General features: G+C 67.3%; 23 protein-coding genes. 15 read left to right on the forward strand and 8 right to left on the reverse strand.

What is annotated here, in order from left to right:
* Window positions 1-191 precede the first annotated feature (191 nt).
* The 7 genes from AB0H76_RS13330 (at window position 192) to AB0H76_RS13360 (ending at window position 6,495) form a co-directional block, all read left to right on the forward strand.
* Window positions 192-1,160, forward strand: a complete 969-nt coding sequence (locus AB0H76_RS13330; RefSeq protein WP_357322092.1) for an alpha/beta hydrolase fold domain-containing protein — start codon at window positions 192-194, stop codon at window positions 1,158-1,160.
* Window positions 1,157-1,747 carry an SRPBCC family protein gene (locus AB0H76_RS13335; RefSeq protein WP_357322094.1) on the forward strand — a complete coding sequence of 197 codons (591 nt, stop codon included), beginning with the start codon at window positions 1,157-1,159 and terminating at the stop codon, window positions 1,745-1,747. The genes AB0H76_RS13330 and AB0H76_RS13335 overlap by 4 nt, the downstream gene beginning before the upstream one ends.
* Entirely contained in the window at window positions 1,744-2,493 is a 750-nt protein-coding gene (locus AB0H76_RS13340) for an MBL fold metallo-hydrolase (protein WP_357322097.1), read from the forward strand. The genes AB0H76_RS13335 and AB0H76_RS13340 overlap by 4 nt, the downstream gene beginning before the upstream one ends.
* A 100-nt stretch (window positions 2,494-2,593) precedes the next feature.
* Entirely contained in the window at window positions 2,594-3,481 is an 888-nt protein-coding gene (locus AB0H76_RS13345) for a diiron oxygenase (RefSeq protein ID WP_357322099.1), read from the forward strand.
* Between the two features lie 9 nt (window positions 3,482-3,490).
* Window positions 3,491-5,098 (forward strand): FAD-dependent oxidoreductase, encoded by a 1,608-nt coding sequence (locus AB0H76_RS13350; RefSeq protein WP_357322102.1) that lies wholly within the window; start codon window positions 3,491-3,493, stop codon window positions 5,096-5,098.
* A gap of 10 nt (window positions 5,099-5,108) precedes the next feature.
* A complete protein-coding gene (locus AB0H76_RS13355) occupies window positions 5,109-5,951 on the forward strand; it encodes a crotonase/enoyl-CoA hydratase family protein (protein ID WP_357322105.1) in 843 nt (280 codons plus the stop codon).
* 85 nt (window positions 5,952-6,036) lie between these two features.
* Entirely contained in the window at window positions 6,037-6,495 is a 459-nt protein-coding gene (locus tag AB0H76_RS13360; protein ID WP_357322107.1) for a hypothetical protein, read from the forward strand.
* 6 nt (window positions 6,496-6,501) lie between these two features.
* Here AB0H76_RS13360 and AB0H76_RS13365 read toward each other — a convergent pair whose 3' ends face one another.
* On the reverse strand, window positions 6,502-6,921 hold the full coding sequence (locus AB0H76_RS13365) for a nuclear transport factor 2 family protein (RefSeq protein WP_357322110.1): 420 nt from the start codon (window positions 6,919-6,921) through the stop codon (window positions 6,502-6,504).
* A 323-nt stretch (window positions 6,922-7,244) separates the two neighbouring features.
* Between AB0H76_RS13365 and AB0H76_RS13370 the strand changes: the two genes are divergently transcribed.
* Window positions 7,245-7,643, forward strand: coding sequence for a hypothetical protein (locus tag AB0H76_RS13370; RefSeq protein WP_357322113.1), 399 nt, complete (start codon window positions 7,245-7,247; stop codon window positions 7,641-7,643).
* 43 nt (window positions 7,644-7,686) lie between these two features.
* On the opposite strand, the gene AB0H76_RS13375 is transcribed toward AB0H76_RS13370, so the two are convergent.
* Window positions 7,687-8,661, reverse strand: coding sequence for an alpha/beta hydrolase (locus AB0H76_RS13375; protein ID WP_357322116.1), 975 nt, complete (start codon window positions 8,659-8,661; stop codon window positions 7,687-7,689).
* Window positions 8,662-8,996: 335 nt separating this feature from the next.
* Here AB0H76_RS13375 and AB0H76_RS13380 point away from each other — a divergent pair, with 335 nt between their 5' ends.
* Window positions 8,997-10,364: an MFS transporter gene (locus tag AB0H76_RS13380; RefSeq protein ID WP_357322119.1), complete on the forward strand. Its 1,368-nt coding sequence runs from the start codon at window positions 8,997-8,999 to the stop codon at window positions 10,362-10,364.
* Between the two features lie 9 nt (window positions 10,365-10,373).
* On the opposite strand, the gene AB0H76_RS13385 is transcribed toward AB0H76_RS13380, so the two are convergent.
* Window positions 10,374-11,174, reverse strand: a complete 801-nt coding sequence (locus tag AB0H76_RS13385) for an SAM-dependent methyltransferase (protein WP_357322120.1) — start codon at window positions 11,172-11,174, stop codon at window positions 10,374-10,376.
* 484 nt (window positions 11,175-11,658) lie between these two features.
* Here AB0H76_RS13385 and AB0H76_RS13390 point away from each other — a divergent pair, with 484 nt between their 5' ends.
* The 4 genes from AB0H76_RS13390 (at window position 11,659) to AB0H76_RS13405 (ending at window position 14,359) form a co-directional block, all read left to right on the forward strand.
* Window positions 11,659-12,180 carry a universal stress protein gene (locus tag AB0H76_RS13390; RefSeq protein ID WP_357326153.1) on the forward strand — a complete coding sequence of 174 codons (522 nt, stop codon included), beginning with the start codon at window positions 11,659-11,661 and terminating at the stop codon, window positions 12,178-12,180.
* A gap of 60 nt (window positions 12,181-12,240) precedes the next feature.
* A complete protein-coding gene (locus AB0H76_RS13395; RefSeq protein ID WP_357322122.1) occupies window positions 12,241-13,242 on the forward strand; it encodes an alpha/beta hydrolase family protein in 1,002 nt (333 codons plus the stop codon).
* Window positions 13,243-13,597: 355 nt separating this feature from the next.
* Window positions 13,598-13,936, forward strand: a complete 339-nt coding sequence (locus AB0H76_RS13400; protein WP_357322125.1) for an RNHCP domain-containing protein — start codon at window positions 13,598-13,600, stop codon at window positions 13,934-13,936.
* A 63-nt stretch (window positions 13,937-13,999) separates the two neighbouring features.
* Window positions 14,000-14,359 (forward strand): RNHCP domain-containing protein, encoded by a 360-nt coding sequence (locus tag AB0H76_RS13405; protein WP_357326156.1) that lies wholly within the window; start codon window positions 14,000-14,002, stop codon window positions 14,357-14,359.
* Between the two features lie 44 nt (window positions 14,360-14,403).
* On the opposite strand, the gene AB0H76_RS13410 is transcribed toward AB0H76_RS13405, so the two are convergent.
* The 3 genes from AB0H76_RS13410 to AB0H76_RS13420 all read right to left on the reverse strand — a co-directional run bounded on the left by AB0H76_RS13410 (window position 14,404) and on the right by AB0H76_RS13420 (window position 16,496).
* Window positions 14,404-14,889 carry a MarR family winged helix-turn-helix transcriptional regulator gene (locus AB0H76_RS13410; protein ID WP_357322128.1) on the reverse strand — a complete coding sequence of 162 codons (486 nt, stop codon included), beginning with the start codon at window positions 14,887-14,889 and terminating at the stop codon, window positions 14,404-14,406.
* Window positions 14,886-15,974, reverse strand: coding sequence for an LLM class flavin-dependent oxidoreductase (locus AB0H76_RS13415; RefSeq protein ID WP_357322131.1), 1,089 nt, complete (start codon window positions 15,972-15,974; stop codon window positions 14,886-14,888). Before AB0H76_RS13415 ends, AB0H76_RS13410 begins: the two co-directional genes overlap by 4 nt.
* A gap of 141 nt (window positions 15,975-16,115) precedes the next feature.
* Window positions 16,116-16,496: a helix-turn-helix domain-containing protein gene (locus AB0H76_RS13420; protein WP_357322134.1), complete on the reverse strand. Its 381-nt coding sequence runs from the start codon at window positions 16,494-16,496 to the stop codon at window positions 16,116-16,118.
* 92 nt (window positions 16,497-16,588) lie between these two features.
* Here AB0H76_RS13420 and AB0H76_RS13425 point away from each other — a divergent pair, with 92 nt between their 5' ends.
* Window positions 16,589-17,458 carry an enoyl-CoA hydratase/isomerase family protein gene (locus tag AB0H76_RS13425; RefSeq protein ID WP_357322137.1) on the forward strand — a complete coding sequence of 290 codons (870 nt, stop codon included), beginning with the start codon at window positions 16,589-16,591 and terminating at the stop codon, window positions 17,456-17,458.
* A gap of 154 nt (window positions 17,459-17,612) precedes the next feature.
* Complete coding sequence (locus tag AB0H76_RS13430) at window positions 17,613-18,320, forward strand: DedA family protein (RefSeq protein ID WP_357322140.1); 708 nt, start codon at window positions 17,613-17,615, stop codon at window positions 18,318-18,320.
* A gap of 132 nt (window positions 18,321-18,452) precedes the next feature.
* On the opposite strand, the gene AB0H76_RS13435 is transcribed toward AB0H76_RS13430, so the two are convergent.
* A complete protein-coding gene (locus AB0H76_RS13435) occupies window positions 18,453-18,674 on the reverse strand; it encodes a hypothetical protein (RefSeq protein ID WP_357322143.1) in 222 nt (73 codons plus the stop codon).
* A gap of 186 nt (window positions 18,675-18,860) precedes the next feature.
* The gene (locus tag AB0H76_RS13440; RefSeq protein ID WP_357326159.1) at window positions 18,861-19,430 is read right to left on the reverse strand and encodes a lipocalin family protein; all 570 of its coding nucleotides are present in this window, start codon (window positions 19,428-19,430) and stop codon (window positions 18,861-18,863) included.
* Between the last annotated feature and the right edge of the window lie 142 nt (window positions 19,431-19,572).

Here is a 19,572-nt window from a genome sequence, read left to right on the forward strand (position 1 = left end):
CGTATCGCCGTTTGGCGCGAGTGTTTCGCCCCGCCGTCACGGCCACCTCTTCCGGTCGACTCCGAGTGTGCCTCCTGGCCACCGCCTGCAAACAGGCGAACCCGACCTTATCACCCGGCCATCGGCGCTTCTTCGCCCTCTGAACGGCGGACTCTTGTGTTGCTTACGGCAGTGTCATATTGTCACGTTTCGTGACGGTAGACAGCACTTCGTTGGACAGCCTGGTGATCGAGCGGTTCGGCCCCGCAAGCCGGCGAACCCGGGTGGCGACCACGGTCCTGCGGCCGGTCGTGCGCACGATCGTCGAGATCTCCTCGGTGCTCGCGCGCCCGTGGAATGTCGGACTGGCCGCCATGACCGACTACGCGGGAGTCCTGCAACGAGCACCCGCGGGACTGTCGCAGCGGCCGGTGCACCTGGCGGATGTCGATCTCGAATGGGTATGGCACTCGACCGCGGCGACGCCGGAATCGGCGGCCGGGGCGGTGCTGTACTTTCACGGCGGCGCGTTCGCCGCCGGGGGATTGCGCACCTTCCGCGGCATGGCGGCGCGACTGTCGGCCGCGACCGGGCTGCCGGTGTGCATGGTGGGCTATCGAAAGCTGCCCGCGCGGTTTCCGGCGATCGTCGCCGACGGCGTGCGGGCCTATCGGTACCTGCTGGCGCGCGGGTTCGCGGCGGATCGCCTCGTCTGCGCCGGGGACTCCAGCGGCGGATGTCTGGCTTTCGCGGTGCCGCTGGCCGCCGGGGCCGCCGGTCTCCCGTTGCCGGGCAGCATCGTCGCGGCGTCGCCGTGGACCGACTTCGACGGCGCGGCCCGAAGGGAATCGCCGAACCGCCGGACCGAAGTCTTCTTCTCGGCCGCCGCCGTGCAGCGGCTGGTCCGCCGTTTCCTCGTCGACGACCAGCGCGGCCGATCGGCCGACGCCCCGGTGGACGCGGATCTGCGCGGGCTGCCGCCGGTGCTGATCCAGGTCGGCACCACCGAACTCCTCCGCTGCGACGCCGAACTCATGGCTCGGCGCCTGGCCACCGCGGGCGTGCCGTGCCGCCTGCAGCTGTGGGACCGGCAGCCGCACGGATTTCCCGTCTTCGGCGTCCTGCCCGAGTCGAGACCGGCCATCACCGAGATGGCGCGCTTCATTCAGGAGAATTCATGAGATCCGATGTCCTCAAATGGCTGCTTCCCGGTGGCGCGGTGGTAGCCGCGGCCGCGTTGTACATACCGAAAGGGCTTGCGCCGCAGGCGGCGTCACGGTTCCAGCTGGAGCCGATACCCGCCGGGCGCAGCGACGACTATCTCGCTACCGCGCCCGTCACGGCGTCCGTGCACGCCGAACTGCCGATGCCGCCGGAAGCCGTCTTCGACGCCCTGATCGACGAATCGTGCTTCTCCTGGCTTTCGGGAGTATCCGGCTTTCGCTACGACTCGCCCCATCGTGGCCTCGGCGCGACGCGGGTGCTGCTCAATCCCTTGCTGGCTGTCCGGGGGGAGTTCACGGCCTACCGCGTGGGTGAACGCCTGGATTACACCTTCGTCGGGATGTCGGTTCCAGCCCTGCTCTCCGCGGTGGAATCCTACGAATTACAGCCGATCGCACAGGGTTCCACGCTACTGACCGTGCGGGTCGCGATGACGCCGCGGATTCCGGTACCCCGGCTGATCGCCCGGCCGCTGCACCGGTCGTTCACCGCGCAGGCCGTCCGCGGATTGGGCCGTGCCGAGCCGGCCGGGGAGCTCCCGTGAGCCTGGTGATCGAACACCTGCCGGAACTCGCGGTTTCCCGCGTCTCGCGGTGGTTTTTCAATTGCTATCTCCTGCAAGGGGATGCGGGCACGCTGGTGGTGGTGGATCCCGGAATGCCACGGGTTGCCGAGGATCTGGCTCCGATCGCGGCCGGGCTACCCGGTCGCGTGCGAGTCGTCACCGCCACCCACGGGCACGGTGATCACGTCGGCGGTGCGGCGGAGCTGGCGCACCGCACCGGCGCGGCGATCTATCTGCCCGCGGTCACCCTGACCTATCTCGACGGGGCGCGGCCGAAGACACCGTCGCCGGCGCAGATGGCGCGGGCCTGGCCGCTGCTGGTCGGGCAGCCTTTCGATCGCCGGGGCGCGCTGGGGTCGCTCCAGGCCACCGGCACGGCCGGATTCGGTGGCCCGCGCGGCATGATGTGGACCGGGCCCCGGCCGGCCGGTGGCCTGGCGGACGGGATGTCGTTGCCGGGGGCGTCCGAGTGGACCGTTGTCGAAAGCCCCGGGCACACCGACGACAGCATCGTGTTCTGGCACGAGCGCACGCGCACCCTGCTCTCCGGCGACGCCGTCGTCTCGATCCGCGGCCGGCCGTGTTTCGCCCCGGACATCGTCGACGCCGCGGCCGCGCACCGCACCAGGCGCCGACTGCGCGGCCTGCCGGTCGCGCATCTGCTCCCCGGGCACGGTCGGCCGATTCACGCGGACGCGGTCTGGGCACTGGAGTCGAGCAGCTGACAATCTATTACATATTCCTGGCGCCTGACATGATTGTGTAATACTGTGAGTGAGAGTCACGGATACCTGGCTCGTTCAATAGTCAGCAGGGGAGCCGGCAATGGCGCTACATGCTTCAGATATCGACGAAACCGCGCAGATGCTGGTGGACAGTGCCGCGCAGCTGTCGTTCGATGTGAACACCGATATCGACTGGGAGGCCGGGTTCGTCCCCGGCATGGCCTACGGGCCCGAACACCGCAGTGCCCTGTACGGCACACCGATCTGGGACGCGTTGACGTGGGAACAGAAGGTGGAGTTCTCGATTCATCAACTGGCGTCGATGCACGCGATCGAGTGGTGGGTGGAGACGCTGCTGATGCAGATGCTGATCCGGCAGGTCAACAATGCCGACGGCGCGACACCCTACGCGTGGCACATCTACACCGAGATCGCCGACGAATGCCGCCATTCGACCATGTTCGGCCGGATGGTGGCCGCGACCGGAGCGCCGACCTACGGCCCGCCCCGGTGGGTGCGGCAGGCGGGAAAGGCGTTCGGCGCCTTCGCGCCACCGGTGATCGCGATGGCGCTGGCGATGTTCTTCGAGGAGTACGGCGACGCGATGCAACGCGAGGCCGCCGCCGACGAGTCGGTGCAGCCGCTGGTGCGACGGGTCAGCCACATCCACGTCATCGAGGAGTCGCGGCACCTGAAGTTCGCCCGGGCCGAGCTGGCCGAGCGAGTGCCGAACTCGCCCTGGGAGAAGGCTTTGCTCTCCGTGCTCTACGGACCCATCGCCTACGTCGTGACCCGATTCATGGTCTCGGCCGATGTCTTCGAGAACTGCGGTCTGGACCGCGCGGCCGCTACCCGTGCGGCGCGGCGCAATCGGCACTGGCGGGAATCGCAGCGGTGGGCTTCGGAGCAAGCCATGCGCACCTTCGCCGAACTGGGTATCCGCAACCGCCTCGGCGATGCCGTGTGCCGCGCCGCCGGCGTGCTCTGAGGGCGCGGTATGGCACACATCATCACCGGATCCTGTTGCAGCGACGCCCGATGCGTTGCCGCCTGCCCACTGGACTGCATTCACCCGCGCCCCGACGAACCCGGCTTCGCCACGGCCGAAATGCTGCACATCGATCCCGCGACCTGTATCGACTGCGGGGCCTGCGCGGACGCCTGCCCGGTCGACGCGATCGTTCCGCTGTCGAAACTGCCGCTCGCGGAACAGCATTACGCCACCATCAACTCTGACCACTTCGCCGGTCGTCCGGCCGCCGTGCAGTCGATCGCGCCGATTCGTGCGATCCCGGTCCTGCCGGGCCGGGGCCGGCTCCGGGTTGCTGTCGTCGGTTCGGGCCCGGCGGGGATGTACGCGGCCGAGGAACTGCTGCGGCATCGCCGCGCCGAGGTCGACGTGTACGAGCGCCTGCTCACTCCGTGGGGCCTGATCCGATCCGGCGTCGCACCGGATCACCCCGAGACCAAAGCGGTAGCCGCGACGTTCGAATCGCTTGCCCGCGAAGACAATCTGCGGCTGCGGCTCGGCGTCGACATCGGCCGTGATCTGACCATCGAGGAAATGCGCGAGCACTACCACGCCGTCATCGTCGCGACCGGAGCCGCCGACGGGCGCAAACTCGCGATCCCCGGCACCGACCTGGCGGGTAGCGTCTCCGCGGCCGATCTGGCCCGGTGGTACAACGGACATCCGGACAACGCCGGTCGCGTCGCTGACCTGTCCGGCGGCAACGCCGTCGTCATCGGGAACGGCAATGTCGCGCTCGACGTGGCACGCCTGCTGGTCACCGCACCCGAGCGGCTGAACCGGACCGATATCGCCGATCACGCACTGGAAGCGCTGACGCGCAACAGGTTCCACGATGTACTGATACTGGGCAGACGCAGCCCGCGGTTCGCGGCGTTCACCGAACCGGAACTCGCCACCATGGCGCGGACGCTCGACATCGAGGTCGACTCCCTGGCCGTCGGCGACCTGGAGTGGACCGAGTTCGACCCGCCGCACGTGCGGCGCAAGCTCGCCTTGCTGCGCAGGTCCCGCGAGACCGGGACGGTCTCGGGCGAGCGCATCCGGTTCGGCTTCCATACTTCGGTTGTCGCGATTCTCGGCGATGAGCGCGTGCGAGCCGTCGACATCGCGGTCCGGACCGACAACGGCACAGAGCGCCGAACGCTCGCCGCCGATCTGGTCGTGCACGCCATCGGACACGACAGCCGGGCACTGCCCGGTGTTCCGTTCGACCCGAACACCGGGCGGACTCCGCACCTGAGCGGGCGCATACTCCAATACTCCGGTGGCCCAGCGATTCCCGGGCTCTACACCGTCGGCTGGCACAAACGAGGCGCCAGCGGCGTCATCGGCACGAACCGCTTCTGCTCGCAGGAGACCGTGGCGGCACTGCTCGACGACTTCGCGGCCGGTGTGCTCGCGCCGCCGAACGGCACCGTCGACGCGTTGCTCGCCGAACGCGGTGTGCGGGCATTGGATCGCCGCGATTGGCACCGGCTGGACCGCGAGGAACGACGCCGTGGCCGGGCCGCCGATCGCCCCCGGATAAAGATCATCGACCCCGTCGAACAGGCCGCCATCGCGCGCCGATGATAGGAAATTCGTGACCGCACCACCACCGGTCCACGTCCAGCGCGACGGACCGATCACCACGATCAGTATCAACCGGCCACACGTCCGCAACGCGGTCGACCGCGGCACCGCCGATCTGCTCGCCGCGGCGTTCCGGGAGTTCGACGCCGACCCCGGCGCCATGGTGGCCGTGCTCTACGGCGCGGGCGGAACCTTCTGCGCCGGAGCCGATTTGCGGGCCATGTCGGCGGGCGCCGGCAATCGGGTGTCCGCCCACGGGGACGGCCCGATGGGCCCGACCCGGATGCGGCTGTCCAAACCGGTGATCGCCGCGATCGAAGGCTATGCGGTAGCCGGTGGCCTCGAACTCGCGATCTGGGCGGACCTGCGGGTCGCGGCCGCCGACGCGATCTTCGGCGTCTTCTGCCGGCGCTGGGGTGTACCGCTGATCGACGGCGGGACCGTCCGGCTACCCCGGCTCATCGGGACCGGCAACGCCTTGGATCTCGTGCTCACCGGCCGCCCCGTCGCCGCGGGTGAGGCGCTTCGCATGGGTCTGGTCAACCGCGTGGTCCCCGCCGGCGCCGCACTGTTCTCAGCACAGGAACTGGCGCGTTCCCTGACGTTGTTCCCCCAGACCTGCCTGCGCCACGACCGTGTCTCGCTGCTCGAGCAGGACTCGCTCAGCGAGACCGACGCCCTCGCGAACGAGTACCGCCACGGATTGATCTCCATGGCGGCCGACACCCTGTCCGGAGCGCTGCGATTCGCCGACGGCGCGGGGCGGCACGGTGCTTTCGACACCCATGCCCACTCGGGAGGATTGGGAGACATGACCGAGGTGGCAAACATCCACCCCTTGGAGGGTGATTGATTACTCCTGGGGTTGGTGGCTCGATAGTTCCCCTGCACGTTGACTTGGTACCAGGGGGCAGGGTCCATCAACCTTAGGAGTTCCCATGTCCAAGTCGATCACAGCCAGGAAGTTCGCGGCGACAACTCTGATCACGGCCGGATTCGCCGCCTTTACCGCGACCTTCGCGCCCGCGGCGAACGCGACCAATGGGGTCGAGGGCAGCATCAGCAGTCCTGCTGTCGGATCGGTAATTCTCGGTTGGCGGGTCTATGTTCCCGCGGGCAACACGGCGGCCTGCGACATGACCGTCGAGAACAGCGTCAACACCACCGGCACGTACCGGGAATTCGACTACTCCGCCGTCGGAGGCTCCGCCAATCACCAAGGGCGATGGATCAGTGACTCGCTCCAGGCATCGGCACCCGCGGGTAGCACCGCATACGGCAATGTCTACTGCACATTCCTGAACCCCAGCGGGCAAGCAGCCACCGGGGGATGGCAGGGCAGCGCAGTGGTCAAATTCGCGACCCGGGCCGGCAATCCGATGATTCCGCTCGGCTGAGCCGAACTAGTGAACGCGGCGCTCTGCCGCGGCGCTCACCTGCTCGGGACGCCAGTGCCAAGTGTCCGTGTACTGATGTAGATAGGCGAGCTTGCCTTCGACGATCCGCCACACATGCGCGAACTCCGCCTCCACCGGACGTTCGGTGGACCGCTCGGCTCCGCGATAATGGCCGGTCACGATGACCACATCACCGGACGCCTCGAACCACTCCTCGGCATAGGGCGCGATCTCGAATGCCCGCGCCACCGGCCCCCAGATGCCGGCCAGCGCGGCCTGTGGCCCGTGGAACACCGTGCCGGTCACCGCGGGCAGACCGGGCGCCACATGCCCCTCGAACTCCGGATGCAGCGTTTCCAGGAGGGCTGCGCCGTCACCGGATTGCGTTGCCCGGTAGAAGTTCTCGACTACTTCACGATTGCTCATGCACTCATACTAGAGCGATCGTTTTATATTGACCAGAGCGCTGTGATGATCGCGACGTCTCATCGATCCGTGTGGAGAACCGGCCGGGCGCCGATCTTCGCGCGGCCGGTCTGCCATCTGCATCTAGCTCTACACAGTGCGTTGCGAGCGCGCTTCCGTCGACGGCCCCGGCTGAAGCGATTTCCTGGGGTCGTGCCACACCGTGCTCGGTGTCAGTGGGTGTGTCAGCCGGGTGTCAGGGCGGTGTCAGCCGACCCGGCCACAGTGTGTACATCGAAGAAAACGGCACCGACACCCGGAGCCACAACCGAGGAGTACACGACATGAACACCACCACCATCACCCTGAACGACCAGGACAAGAGCACCCTGCGGACCGCCGCCTACGGCGCGGTCGCCCTGCTGGCCGCCGCCGGCGCCCCACACAAGGCCATCACCCAGGGTTCGATCGCGCTGACCTCGGCGACCGGACTGACCGGGCATGTGCTCTCGGCGAAGTCCAAAGACATTGCCCTGCCCGGTAAGAACGTCGCCGAGCTCGCCGAGCAGGTACTACCCGCCCTGACCGCCGCGGTGGACCTGCTCGGAAAGCAGGTCCCGGCCGAGGTCGACAACTTCCGCAGCACTGTGCTGGTCGCTGTGGAAGCTGCCCAGTTCGTCAAGGGTGCGCCGAGCCCGGCGGTGGTGGCGATGGCTGCCAAGATCACCGCGGCTCTCGGCTGATCTCGAGGGGTATCGGGGAGCTGCGACGGCGGCCTAGAAGCTTTCACAGGGGTCGGATGGCACCGGTGTGGATCAGCTCCTCGTAATACCCTCCGCCGGGATAGAACTCGGGGGAGGGGGTTGCGGTGAGTTCGTCGCGGGTCCACGCGGTGGTGAAACTGCGAGTGATGGCGGCGTTGGGTTCGGTGATCTGCCCGCACAGCAGACCGGCGGCCATGGCGACTCCGGCGTCGTCGGTGCCCAGGGCGTCGACGTGGCTGCCGGTGCTGAGTTCGATGCCCAGGGATCGGCCCGGCAGCGCTCGGCGCAGGGCGAGAACCCCGTCCGGCCCGTTGTTGCACAGCGACGGTGGTGTGGCGATGGTGCGCAGGGGAAGGCCGGTCGGGGCGAGGGCGGCCAGGGCGCGGCCGGTTGCCGTGCGGTCCAGGCCGGGGACGGGATCGAGCAGGATGAGCCCGCTCAGTCGCCCGAACGTGTCGGGGTGGTTGCCGACGAGCTGTGCGGCTGCGCCGAGTGCCACGTCGGCGCCGGCGGAATGGCCGATGAGCACCAAGTGTTCGGGCAGCTGTAATTCGGTGCGGCCGGCGCGGGTGGCCGCTTCGGTAAAGGCGCGGCGCAGAGCGTCGCTATCGGTGAAGACTTCGGCGAGGCTGCCCAGGTACGCGGTGTTGGGGATCAGGCTCGAGACCGCGCAGCCACGCGGGTCGACGGCTTGCAGCGTCGGGATCACTACCAGTTCACCGTCGGCGGCCAGGGCTGTGGCCAGTTCGCGGTACTGCCCCTTGCCGGCGCCGAAACCGTGCAGCAGGACGACCAGTCCGCGAGGCTGCTCGACGGGGAAGTACCAGTCGGCTTCGTGTCGCAATGTCGTTGTGGCGCAGGGGATATCGATCTCCGCGCTGACACGGATCGGCGCGACCGGCGCGGCCGCACTCGGGAACGGGTAGGCCGACGCACTGAAGGCCAACGCGGACAACATGATCGGGGTCCACCAGCGGTGGCGGCGAGAGGGGGCCATGGTCTGCGTCCTTCGAGAGTGCGGTCTCAGGGAAACATCGTTTCGATTATGGAAACCTGCTCATTCGAGATTGATACACGGCGCGGCTGGTGCCGTCAAGGTTGTGTGCACTCGTCCATCGCCCTGCCGTCGCAGTGGATACGACGTATCCTAATGCGAAACAAGTGGCGAGCTGGTTCTCGCCGTTGCGGACGCGTGCCGTGCTACCGGCGCACCTAGGATTCGGAAACGTATTGTTCAACAAAGGTATTCGACAATCTTTCAGAACAGACCGGTCCTCGGATCGGCGGCGCGGTCGATCTTTCCGGGCAGTAGATGATTCCGCGGACGAGCCTGTGGACACCCCCGGCTCGACCGGCCTGGTCGATGTCGCCGTGTCCGAAGGTCGCCCGAACCGCATTGTCGACCTGACGAAATCAGCGCCACTGGGTTGGTGGCCGGCCATCGCCGTCGGCCTCGTCGCGTTCATCGATCGGCTCGAAATCAACTTGATCGCGGGCGCGCTACCCGCGATCCAGGACCACTTCGGGTTCGGCGACACCGCCGCGGGTGCGATACCGACCGCCGCGAGCATCGCCGGCGCCGCGCTGCTGTTGCCCGCCGGCCGCCTCGCCGACCGTGCGCCTCGCGTGACCACGATCTCGATCGTCGTCCTGGTGTGGTCACTGTGTTCGGTCTTGAGCGGGCTGGCAACCACATTCGTGCTGTTCTTCCTCGTGCGCGTGCTGATCGGCGCCGCCGGACAGCTCTACAACCCGCCCGCCTCCAGCCTGCTCGCCGACTACTACCCGGCCCGCAGTCGCGGCAAAGCGTACGGATTCGAGCGCGCCGGCTACTACCTCGGCCTACCGGCCGGGGTCATCCTCGGCGGCGCCTTGGCCGAGGCGCTCGGTTGGCGCATGGTGTTCTTCGTCGCGGCGGTTCCTGGTCTGCTGATCGCCGCACTGGTGCTCACGGTCCGAGAACCGTTGCGCGGCTTGGGCGACCGCCTCGACCGTCTCCGCACCGGCGAAGCGCCGACAACCGCCGTGCCTGCGCGTCCGGTCTCTTTGCTGCGCGAAGCGCGGGGACTGCTGGGAATCAGAACGCTGGCCGGAGTCATCCTCGGCCAAGCGCTGCTCTCGCTCGGGATCGGCGGCGTGTTCTATTGGCTCCCGACTCTGCTCGAGCGCACCGAGAACCTCGGCTACGACACCGCTTCCGGACTCGCGGGCGCGGTCGGCGGTACCGGCATCGTCGTCGGCATCGTCGCGGGCAGCAGATTCGGCGACCGGGCCCACGGTATCCGTGCCGGTCGGCGGATCACCGTCGCGATCGTCTTCCTGCTGATCGGTGCCCTGGCCCTCGCGGGCGCTCTGCTCGCGTCAGGTGTCCCCGCGCGCGTCACCCTGATTGCTGTGGCCTGCGCCGGATTCGCCGGTGCGATACCGAATCTCACCGCGGTCTCGGCCGATGTGGTGCCCGCCGGTCGCCGGGGCATGGGATTCGCGCTGCTCACCTTCCTGGTCACCGTCGGTGGCGCGCTCGGCCCGTTCTTCGTCGGCCTCACCTCCGACCTGGTCGGGGCCACCGGCTACGGCGGCGAACCACTCGTGCTCGCCATGCTGGCCCTGGTGCCGGCGATCTTCGTGTCCGTGGTCTCTCTGCTGCGGGTGCGCGATCGCTACGAGATCGACGCGCGTGCCGCAGCTCGAGAAACCTGATCCGAGGCTTTATCGCTTCCGGGCGACGCCGCAGTAGCCCGCGGCTTCCCGGATCCTGCGCGGTCCGACCAGTTCGGCAGGCCGCCACCCGGGAACCGGGGCGAAGCCGGGTTCGACCAGCGTCCAGCCCTCGAACACCGCTTCCAACTCGCGGCGGGACCGCGGCTCGTAGGGTGCCGCACCGGTCCCGGCGTAATAGCCCCACATGTCGACGAAGCCCGGATCGACGGCAGCCCCATCCCAGGCGGCGAGGTAGCTGCCCGCCGGGACCGCATCGCGCAGAGTCGCGATGATGCGCTGTGCTTCGCCGGAAGTCCTCGCATATCCCAACGTGCACATGCCCAGTACCGCGAGAGGCTCGTCGAAATCCAGCACCAGTTTCGCCTCGGCGATCACCCGCTCCGGGTCATGGATGTCCGCGTCGACGTAACCCACCACACCCTCGGGGGTGGTGGGTTTCATCAACGCGCGGGCGTGGGTCAGTACCAGCGGGTCGTTGTCGACGTAGACGATCCGCGCGGCGGGATCCACCTTCTGGGCGATCTCGTGGACGTTGACAGGCCCGGGTAAACCACAGCCGAGATCGAGGAACTGCCGGATTCCGGCCGCGGCCAAGAACTCGACCGCGCGAGCGCCGAACCGTTGCCCGTCGCGCGCCATCGCGCTGATGCCGGGATACCGCGCCAGGCACTCTGCGCCGATGACCGAATCGATCTCGTAGTAGTCCTTACCACCGGCCCAGAAGTTCCAGATCCGCGCGCAGTGCGGCAGATCGGTGCGGATGCGTGAGGCGGCTACGAGACCACCCATCGGGTAACTCCTTTCGCACCGCGACCAGCCGGCGCCGACGCATGACTCAAGGGTAGGAACCGGTTGCACCGGCTTCAACGGGAATGCGCGAATTGGCCGATAACACTGTGGCCCGGCAGCGTTTACCGGACAGGATGCGGGATTGTCGGCTGAATCCGGTCTCGAACCCGTACGCCCTTGGGTATCTGGTGTACGGGTCGGATTGTCGATGGTTTCGGAGCCTGCTGTCGGTCCTCGAACAGACGGCAAAGCCCGATACGCCGAAATGTGCACTGTCGGACGACAATTCGAGCACCGCTTGCGCTGTGCTGGCAACAGCCCAAGGAGGCGGTGCGCCCTCCGCGCCGGTGCATGCAGTAGCCTCGACGGGCCCAAGGTCTCGAGAACTGAAGCGCAATACCTTTCGTTTGTGCGGAGACCGCCCTGTGGTCCCGCGTCCCCCGGATCCATCCCCATCACTTTTCAGGGAGTCCGCTTGACGATCGTGGAAGAACGCCAGACGCACAAGACCCGCACCGGGTATCGCTCGATCGTGGTGGGTATCGACAACACGCCGCGGTCGAATTCGGCGGTGGTGGCGGCTGCGCGACTGGCTCAGGACCCTAGCGCCAGTCTTACGATCGCCGGAACCTATCGCAGACTGCCATCGAGCGAATGGTCGCACACCAGCGATCTTTTGGGCGAGGACGCGTACCACGTCACGCCGGTCTCGGCGATGGATGAGCTGCTCGCCGCGGCGGCGAGCCGAGCGCACGCGGCAGGGGCGGCACGCGTCGTTCGGTGCAGCATGCCGGGCAAACCTGTCGATGCGCTTCTTGCCGTAGCGAAGAGCGCCCGTGCCGACCTCATCGTTGTCGGCGAGCGTGTCTTCGATACCGGGTGGGGGCGCATCTTCGGGTCGTTTGCGGCGGAGATGGCGCGGCGCTGCCCCGTCGATGTGCTGATCGTGCGGTTGCCGCACACCGAGACTCCGGATGATGGCGGCAACGACCGGAATTGGGGCTGACCGCCTTTGGTCAGGGCTGAGGCCTGCATATCCTTGTCGTTAGCGGGAAAGGCCTGTGTTATGCCTCAGCCCCATTGCCTCGTATCACTGCGTACGGCCATCTCCGCCGTCTGGGCTCACCGCCGAACCGCCGCGGTGTTGCTGACGGTGGTGGCGGCCTTCACCGTCGGGGCGGTACTGCCCAGCGCGGTCGCTGAGCCGTCACACCGCCACGGCGAGTTCGAGGAATTGCTGGTGCCCTCGCGCATGGGCCCGGTCAAGGTGCAGGTGCAGTGGGCGGACGGGGATGGTGCGGCCGCGCTGTATTTGCTCGACGGCTTGCGCGCATTGCCGTCGGGCAACGGATGGGCGGTGCACACCGACGCCACCGAGCTCTTCGGCCACGACAACGTGACGCTGGTGATGCCGGTCGGCGGTGAATCCTCCTGGTACGCGGACTGGTCCTCCAGGTCGTCCCTCAACGGCCAGGCCGTCCCGTATCGGTGGGAAACGTTCCTCACCACCGAATTGCCCGACTTTCTGGCCCGCTACGGCATCGACCGCACCCGCACCGCCGTCGCCGGACTGTCGATGGGTGCCAGCGCCGCACTGGCTTTGGCGGCCAATCATCGCGATCAATTCGTGCACGCGACCGCCCTGAGCGGCTTGCTGGATTGGAGTCTGCCCTGGGTACGCGAGGCGATGCGTCTGGCCGCGCTACAGGGCGGCGGCTACGACCTCACCGCGCTCGCGCCGCCGGACTCCCCGCGCTGGCAGCGTCTGGACCCCGCGGCGCTGGCACCGGCACTGGCGGGACTGCCCATGTATATCTCGGCTGCCAGCGGAATCCCCGGGCCGGCCGACTCGCTGGACAACCCCGAGGCAGCCGCGGCCACGATCGCCGGAATCGGGCTGGAGGCCGGAGCCTTGATATCCACACGGTCGTTCGAGCAACGGTTGCGGGCGCTGAACATCGCTGTGGTGGTCGACTATCCGGCCACGGGAACCCATTCGTGGCCCTACTGGGGCAGCCAGCTGGCCGCCGCGCGGCCGCAGATCTTGGCTGCGCTGGGCGTCGAATAGTCCCGCGCAGGTTCGCAAACGCGTCGCGCGTCTCGTCCACTGGGTCGCACGCCGCCGTGACCCTGACCGCATAATTCGGTGGCGGACAGCGGTCGGCCGTTGCTACCGTGCTCGGGCGCGGACGACGCGCATCCGAGTCGACTGGTGGAAGGACTGATTTATGCCCCAGCCCGCGCCGAGAGCGCCTCAGAGTGCGTACTCGGCTTGCCTTTCCGCCAGCCGCACGCACTGACCGGCTTTTCCGCGTCGTAGAGGCGCGCTCGGCCTACTCCTGCCGTTTGCACATCAGCTTTCTGCCAAGGAGTGATCCGGGTTGCCCCACCATATTTCCGCCCAGAACGAGCCCAGTCCGGCCGTGAAGACCGGCACCTTCACCTGCATCCGTTGCGGGCTCACCGTTTCCGTCCTCGCGCCCGGAAACAGCCGGCGCAATCACTGCCCGAGCTGCCTGCACTCGTGCCACACCCTCGACCACGTCGAGGGTGGCGTATCCGAATGCCACGGGCGCATGGCTCCATTGTCGATCGCGGTGCGCCGCGGCGGCGAATGGGCCGTCGTGCATCGGTGCACGCGCTGCTACGAGTTGGCACTGCATGAGATCAGCGAAGACGACAACCAGTTGATTCTCATGCGACTCGCGGTACGCCCGCTGGCGGAGCCGCCGTTCCCGCTCGAAGTCTTCGGCGACCTCTAGGCGGCCGCGATGCCTCGAAGGAACACGACCGTCGCCGCACGACCGCAACGCGGCAAAACCGTCTTGCGCGGTCCCGGTGGGGAATCCGGTGCGAGTTTCCGGTGTATCGGATGTCGGCTGGACGTGCCGATCGCCGCACCGGGTACTGCACACCGCAATCATTGCCCACACTGTCTGGCCAGCCGTCATGTCGACGGACGAACCCCCGGCGACCGCGCGAACACCTGCCGCGGCCGCATGCTCGCGGTCAGTTCGACCGTGCGCGACAACGGTGAATGGGCGCTGGTCCACCAGTGCCTGGAGTGCGGGACATTGAAACTGAATCGTATTGCCGGAGATGACAATGCGCTCGCGCTGTTGCGAATCGCACTGCGTCCCTTGGCTGATTCACGTATCGGCTGGCGGGCGCTGTTCGCACTGTGAGAGCCGGTCCCCACCACCGCGTGTGGTGGGGACCGGAATTCGGGTCAAGACGGTGTAGCCGCGTCCCCGAGGTGGCCCAGGTTGCGACGGATCTTGGTCGAGATGTCGATGAGAGTGTCCAGCTCCTCGGTGGTGAGGACCTCGACCAGGGCTTCGCGGATGTGCCTGGCGCGGTGGATCTGCGCCTGCCGGAAGTGGGCCAGGCCCTCGGGAGTGAGGCCGAGGACCGTCCCGCGGCCGTCCTCGGCGGCCGGATTCTGGTGCAGGAGACCGCGAGCGATCATGCGACCGGCGTGTTGATGCAGACGGCTCTTGCTGAAACTGATGCGCGCGGCGAGTTCGAACGCGCGCAGGGCATGGTCGGGTGTGTTGCCGAGAGCGTCGAGCACCTGCCAGTCGGCCTCGGAGAGGTCCGCGTCGTCGCGGAGCCGACGGCTGAGCCATTGCCACAGTTCGGCTTCCATGGGAAAGAACGACGTCCACAGCGCCCACTCCCGCGGGGACGCGATCGGCTCCCGGGCCTCGGTCATGCGGTGACCGGCAGCTCGACATCGGGCTCGGGATTCCATAGAGCGGTGGGTATCTCGGCTCGCAGTACCGGCGCGACCTCTCCGAAGAACCGTTCGAGGTAGCCCTTGGTGGTGGCGAGATCGGTTGTGTAGGTGGAGAAGAACCCTTCGACTCCGACTCCGAAGACCTGATTCCCGAACGCCGCCTGCATGCGCAACAGCTTGTCGGTGATCTGATCGGGGGTGCCGACGAGCGCCGAACCGTTCTCGACGAAATCCTCCAGCGAGTCGAACGGGAAGCTGTCGCGGTGGGAGAAGTGTTCACGCACAGAGGCTTCGAAGATGGGCCGGGCGATCTCCAGGGCATCCTGGGAGCGATCGGTGATGATCGGGGAGTGCACGCCGACCGCGACGAGCGCGTCGTCGGCGTTGTGGCCATGGTGTGTCAGGCGTTCGCGATAGTGCCGGACCAGATCGAGGTAACTGTCGGTGCGTCCCAATCCATTCGCGGAGTAGAGCGGATCGCCCCAGCGGGCGGCCAGTTCGGTGGAGCGGCGGCTGGTCGCCGAGCCGTGCCAGACCCGCGGCGCGGGCTGCTGGAGCGGACGGGGCTCGATGGTCGCCGCGGTCAGTGGCGGCCGGAACCGCCCCTGCCAGGTGACGTCGTCCTCGCGCCACAGTCTGCGCAGCAGCTCATAGGCCTCTTCGAGGCGATCCCACAGCTCCGACTCGTCGATGTCGAAGACCGTGGGTGCGACCCGGTCGCCGCCTTTGCCGATGATCAGGTCGAGCCGCCCGCCGCTGAGGTGATCGAGTGTCGCGTAGTCCTCGGCGGCGCGCACGGGATCGGTCAGCGACAGCACGGCCACGGTGGTCACCAGCCGGATTCGGCTGGTGCGCGCGGCGATGTGGGACAGGATGACCGCCGGTGCGGACGACAGCAGCGTCGGATTGTGCCGCTCGCCCACCCCGAAGGCGTCGTAGCCGATGTCCTCGGCCCAGCGTGCCAGGTCGACGAGTTCGCGGAAGCGATCGCGTCGGCTCAGGGCTTGCTGATCCAGTCCGGTGCTGTGCTTGGGAACCAGGGTGCTCGCCAGGAATTTCATCCCGTCACCTCACAGGGAGAGTGGTAAACATGTTTACCAAAAATAGACGGCCGGGTTCCAATGGTCAACGGCAGCAGGTGAAAGTTGCCGCATGCCGCGGTGACCGAACGAAACGCGCACAGGTTTTCGGATTGCTGTCTGTCACGCGCTCGGCGCGGGGTCTCTTCGGTCGTAATCCATTTGGCGCGCTTGGATTTCGTCGGCATTGTCGACTGTCCAGTCGTACAACCGGCCGAACGGCTCTTGCAGGGATTCGCCGAGCGGCGTGCGCGAGTACTCGACCCCGACCGGGGAGGTCGCCAGCACGCGGCGAACGATCATCCCGTTGCGCTCCAGGCGGCGCAGGGTCTGGGTCAGCACCCGCTGGGTCACGCCTTCGAGGCGGCGCTTGATCTCGTTGAACCGGCGGGGTTCGTCGAGGATCGTCATCACCATCATCGACCACTTGTCGGCGATCTGATCGAGGATCGGGCGGCTCGGGCAGTCGGATCGGAACACGGTGCCGGGCTCAGAGCTGGTCATATCGGTATCCTTCGCAATCCTTACGATGCTGAAAGTGCGTTATTGACGCCGGTCTCCCGTCGCCGCAGGGTAAGTATGCATCGGGAACCTAGATGCCTATCGGGTACGGATCGGAGATCTTCGTGAACCATGACGCCTACACCACCCTGCGAGTGCGCCGCGCGGCAGGCATCGCCTACGTCACGCTCGACAACCCGCCGGTCAACGTGCTGAACGTCGCCCTGATGAGCGACCTGCGGAAGCTGCTGGCCGCACTGCGGGACGACGATTCGATTCGGGTGATCGTGTTCGACAGCGCCGACCCGGAGTTCTTCATCGCGCACGTCGACATGTCACTGATCGACGCCCCGGACGCCTTCGCCGACCTCGCGGCCGACCTGCCCGACGGCGTCAACGTCTTCCAAGCCCTCGGTGAAATGCTCCGGCACCAACCGCAGGTGACCATCGTCAAACTCGCCGGGATGGCGCGCGGCGGCGGAGCGGAATTCGTTGCGGCCGCGGACATGTCGTTCGCGGCGATCGGCCGCGCGGGGATCGGGCAGGTCGAAGCGCTCATGGGTATCGTCCCCGGTGGTGGTGGCACGCAGTACCTGGCTGCCCGAGTCGGGCGGCACCGCGCGCTGGAGGCGGTGCTCGGTGCCGAGCTGTTCGACGCCGAGACCGCGCAGCGCTACGGCTGGATCAACCGGGCTGTTCCCGCCGACGAGCTCGACGACCTGGTCGACCGCCTCGCCCGCAACATCGCGGCCCTGCCCGAGGGGGTGATCGCGGCGGCCAAGCGCGCCGTCGCCCCCGAGGACCTCGGCGAGGGCCTGCGGCGCGAGCACCTCGCCTGGGCGGGCACGTTCGCTCGTCCCGCCGCCGAGCGGTTGATCCGCGGCGGGATGGCGCACGGTGCCCAGACCCGCGCGGGTGAGCGCGATCTGGAGGGGTTGCTTCGGGGTCTGGCCGGAGAAGGATAGTTTCGACGGGGCTCGGAAGGGTCTAGCGGCTACTTGTAGTCGTCGGGGGTTTGTGGTGTAACGAGTTTCGGCCGCATAAGTGGGTATCAGACGACTGGAGAGGTCCTCTCGACGAGAGAGGTTCCCGCGTAGCCGTTCGAAAGGTCTGATTTCGTTGTCACCCACAGGAACCGCCGAGATCGGAGGCCTGGCCGGTTGGGCCGTGAGCCTGATGGAGCGCATCGGCGGTCCAGGTGCCGGCCTGGCCATCTTCCTGGAAAACCTGTTCCCGCCGGTGCCCAGCGAGGTAGTGCTGCCCCTGGCCGGATTCGCCGCTCGCCTCAACCACTTCTCCCTGGTCGAGGCGGTGGTGTGGACGACGATCGGCTCGGTGCTGGGTGCGTGGTGCCTCTATGGACTGGGTGCATGGCTGGGGCACGATCGGATGCGTGAGCTCGCGGCGCGTGTCCCGCTGATCGAAGTCGACGACATCGACCGGACCGCCGAGTGGTTCGCTCGCCACGGCGCCAAGGCCGTCTTCTTCGGCCGAATGGTGCCGTTGTTCCGCAGTTTCATCTCCATCCCCGCGGGCACAGCGCGGATGAATTTCGCCATGTTCACCCTATTCACGCTGCTCGGCAGCCTGATCTGGAACTGTGTGTTCATCGGTGCGGGGTATCTGCTGGGCGCCAACTGGGATGCCGTCGAACCGTATTCGGCGGGACTGCAGTACGTGGTGATCGCCGTCGTCGTCGTCATCGTGGTGCGGTTCGTACTGCGCCGGTTGCGCCGCCGCCGTGGCAACGACCGGCCCGGGCGGGGTGCCGCAGTACATCCACCTGCCACTGTGTCGGCAAGTACCAGCGAAAATGGCTCGGACTGAGCAGGCGAGACCGCGCAGCCGAGCCATCGCGTGACCGAGGATTCGGCGGCGTAGCTCGACGTGGCGGCCGATGCCGTACCCCCGCGGCGGCATCGAGGAGTTGCTCGTGCTTTCGCGGGGGCCCGATCGGTGTCAGGCTTCGCGCAGCCGGTGTCGTCCCCCGGGCACGGAAACCTCGGAGTTGATGAAGATCTCCGGATAGGTGTCGGTAGGCGCGTCGAGCAGTAGGTGCAGCCGCTCGCAGAATGCCTCGATCGACCCATAGCGGGTCAGGATCTCCTCGACGAAGCGCGCGACGCTATCCGCTACCCGCATCTCGGGTACCGCGCTGAACCTACCGAACATCTCGTCCACGTCCACCCTCTCCTCGAACCATGTCGATGACTCCGTGCAGACAACCGCGGGGGTCCGTCGCGCAATCACGCGGTAGAACCGCCCGCCAGCCGAGTCATGCCCACTACTGATGCATGGCAAACAACCGGATTCGAGCAGTGCCGTGCTCGCTGCGCCGCGACTACCTGGGAAGACCGCGGGCAGTCCTCAGGTCCTCGCCGGGCTGGAGCACAGGGGAGCGATGCTTTGCAGGCCGCCGGTGGTCGGCGAGGTCAGATACAGGCAGGAGTCCTCGCCGGCGGCGATGATGGCCGTGCGCACCTGATCCCATTGGCCCGGGTCCAGCTCGGGCGTCCGCGACAGCACGAAGCCGGACAAGCGGTAGGGGTCGGTGACCAGAGCCCACGAGTAGTCCGCGCCGAGGGCGGTGACGATGTAGTTTGTCGGGCCGTACCGCGTGTCCTGGGTGGGTACGCCGGGGAAACTGACGTGCAGTTGCGCACGTGTGTCGGGATCGTTGACCGTTGCTGTGCCGCGGATTTCGTTCAGCGTCCCACCCCAGGTCGTGCAGGTGTTACGTACCGAGACATCGCCGGCGGCATCCAGGTCGTATTCGGCGCGGGTATCGCGCGCGCAGATCAGATTGAAGTACTGCGGTATCGCGGCGAGCTGATGCCAGGTGCCGAGGTAGCGGTCGAGTTCCAGCTGTGGGACGGGTGCGGGCGGCGCGGCCGCGGCCGGCGCGGACAGCCCGACGGTGATCGCTGTGGCCAGCATGGTCAGTGTGGCGGTCGAGCGTGCGAGATCCACGATGTTCCTCCTTGGTCGATGAGGTCATCCTAGCCACAAGCGATGCACAAACGATGCAACGGTTGTGCCGCCCAGCCCTATGTCGAATTCGCCTGGGGACAAGGCGATT

It is taken from the genome of Nocardia sp. NPDC050712, from assembly GCF_040654295.1.
In the GTDB taxonomy this organism is placed as follows: Bacteria; Actinomycetota; Actinomycetes; order Mycobacteriales; family Mycobacteriaceae; genus Nocardia.

Excerpts from the sequence above, each read along its gene's own strand:
- AB0H76_RS13335 (WP_357322094.1), top strand. The coding sequence starts at position 1,157 with ATGAGATCCGATGTCCTCAAATGGCTGCTTCCCGGTGGCGCGGTGGTA.
- AB0H76_RS13345 (WP_357322099.1), top strand. The coding sequence starts at position 2,594 with ATGGCGCTACATGCTTCAGATATCGACGAAACCGCGCAGATGCTGGTG.
- AB0H76_RS13350 (WP_357322102.1), top strand. The coding sequence starts at position 3,491 with ATGGCACACATCATCACCGGATCCTGTTGCAGCGACGCCCGATGCGTT.
- AB0H76_RS13360 (WP_357322107.1), top strand. The coding sequence starts at position 6,037 with ATGTCCAAGTCGATCACAGCCAGGAAGTTCGCGGCGACAACTCTGATC.
- AB0H76_RS13365 (WP_357322110.1), bottom strand. The coding sequence starts at position 6,921 with ATGAGCAATCGTGAAGTAGTCGAGAACTTCTACCGGGCAACGCAATCC.
- AB0H76_RS13370 (WP_357322113.1), top strand. The coding sequence starts at position 7,245 with ATGAACACCACCACCATCACCCTGAACGACCAGGACAAGAGCACCCTG.
- AB0H76_RS13375 (WP_357322116.1), bottom strand. The coding sequence starts at position 8,661 with ATGGCCCCCTCTCGCCGCCACCGCTGGTGGACCCCGATCATGTTGTCC.
- AB0H76_RS13385 (WP_357322120.1), bottom strand. The coding sequence starts at position 11,174 with ATGGGTGGTCTCGTAGCCGCCTCACGCATCCGCACCGATCTGCCGCAC.
- AB0H76_RS13395 (WP_357322122.1), top strand. The coding sequence starts at position 12,241 with ATGCCTCAGCCCCATTGCCTCGTATCACTGCGTACGGCCATCTCCGCC.
- AB0H76_RS13410 (WP_357322128.1), bottom strand. The coding sequence starts at position 14,889 with ATGACCGAGGCCCGGGAGCCGATCGCGTCCCCGCGGGAGTGGGCGCTG.
- AB0H76_RS13415 (WP_357322131.1), bottom strand. The coding sequence starts at position 15,974 with ATGAAATTCCTGGCGAGCACCCTGGTTCCCAAGCACAGCACCGGACTG.
- AB0H76_RS13420 (WP_357322134.1), bottom strand. The coding sequence starts at position 16,496 with ATGACCAGCTCTGAGCCCGGCACCGTGTTCCGATCCGACTGCCCGAGC.
- AB0H76_RS13425 (WP_357322137.1), top strand. The coding sequence starts at position 16,589 with ATGCCTATCGGGTACGGATCGGAGATCTTCGTGAACCATGACGCCTAC.
- AB0H76_RS13440 (WP_357326159.1), bottom strand. The coding sequence starts at position 19,430 with ATGCTGGCCACAGCGATCACCGTCGGGCTGTCCGCGCCGGCCGCGGCC.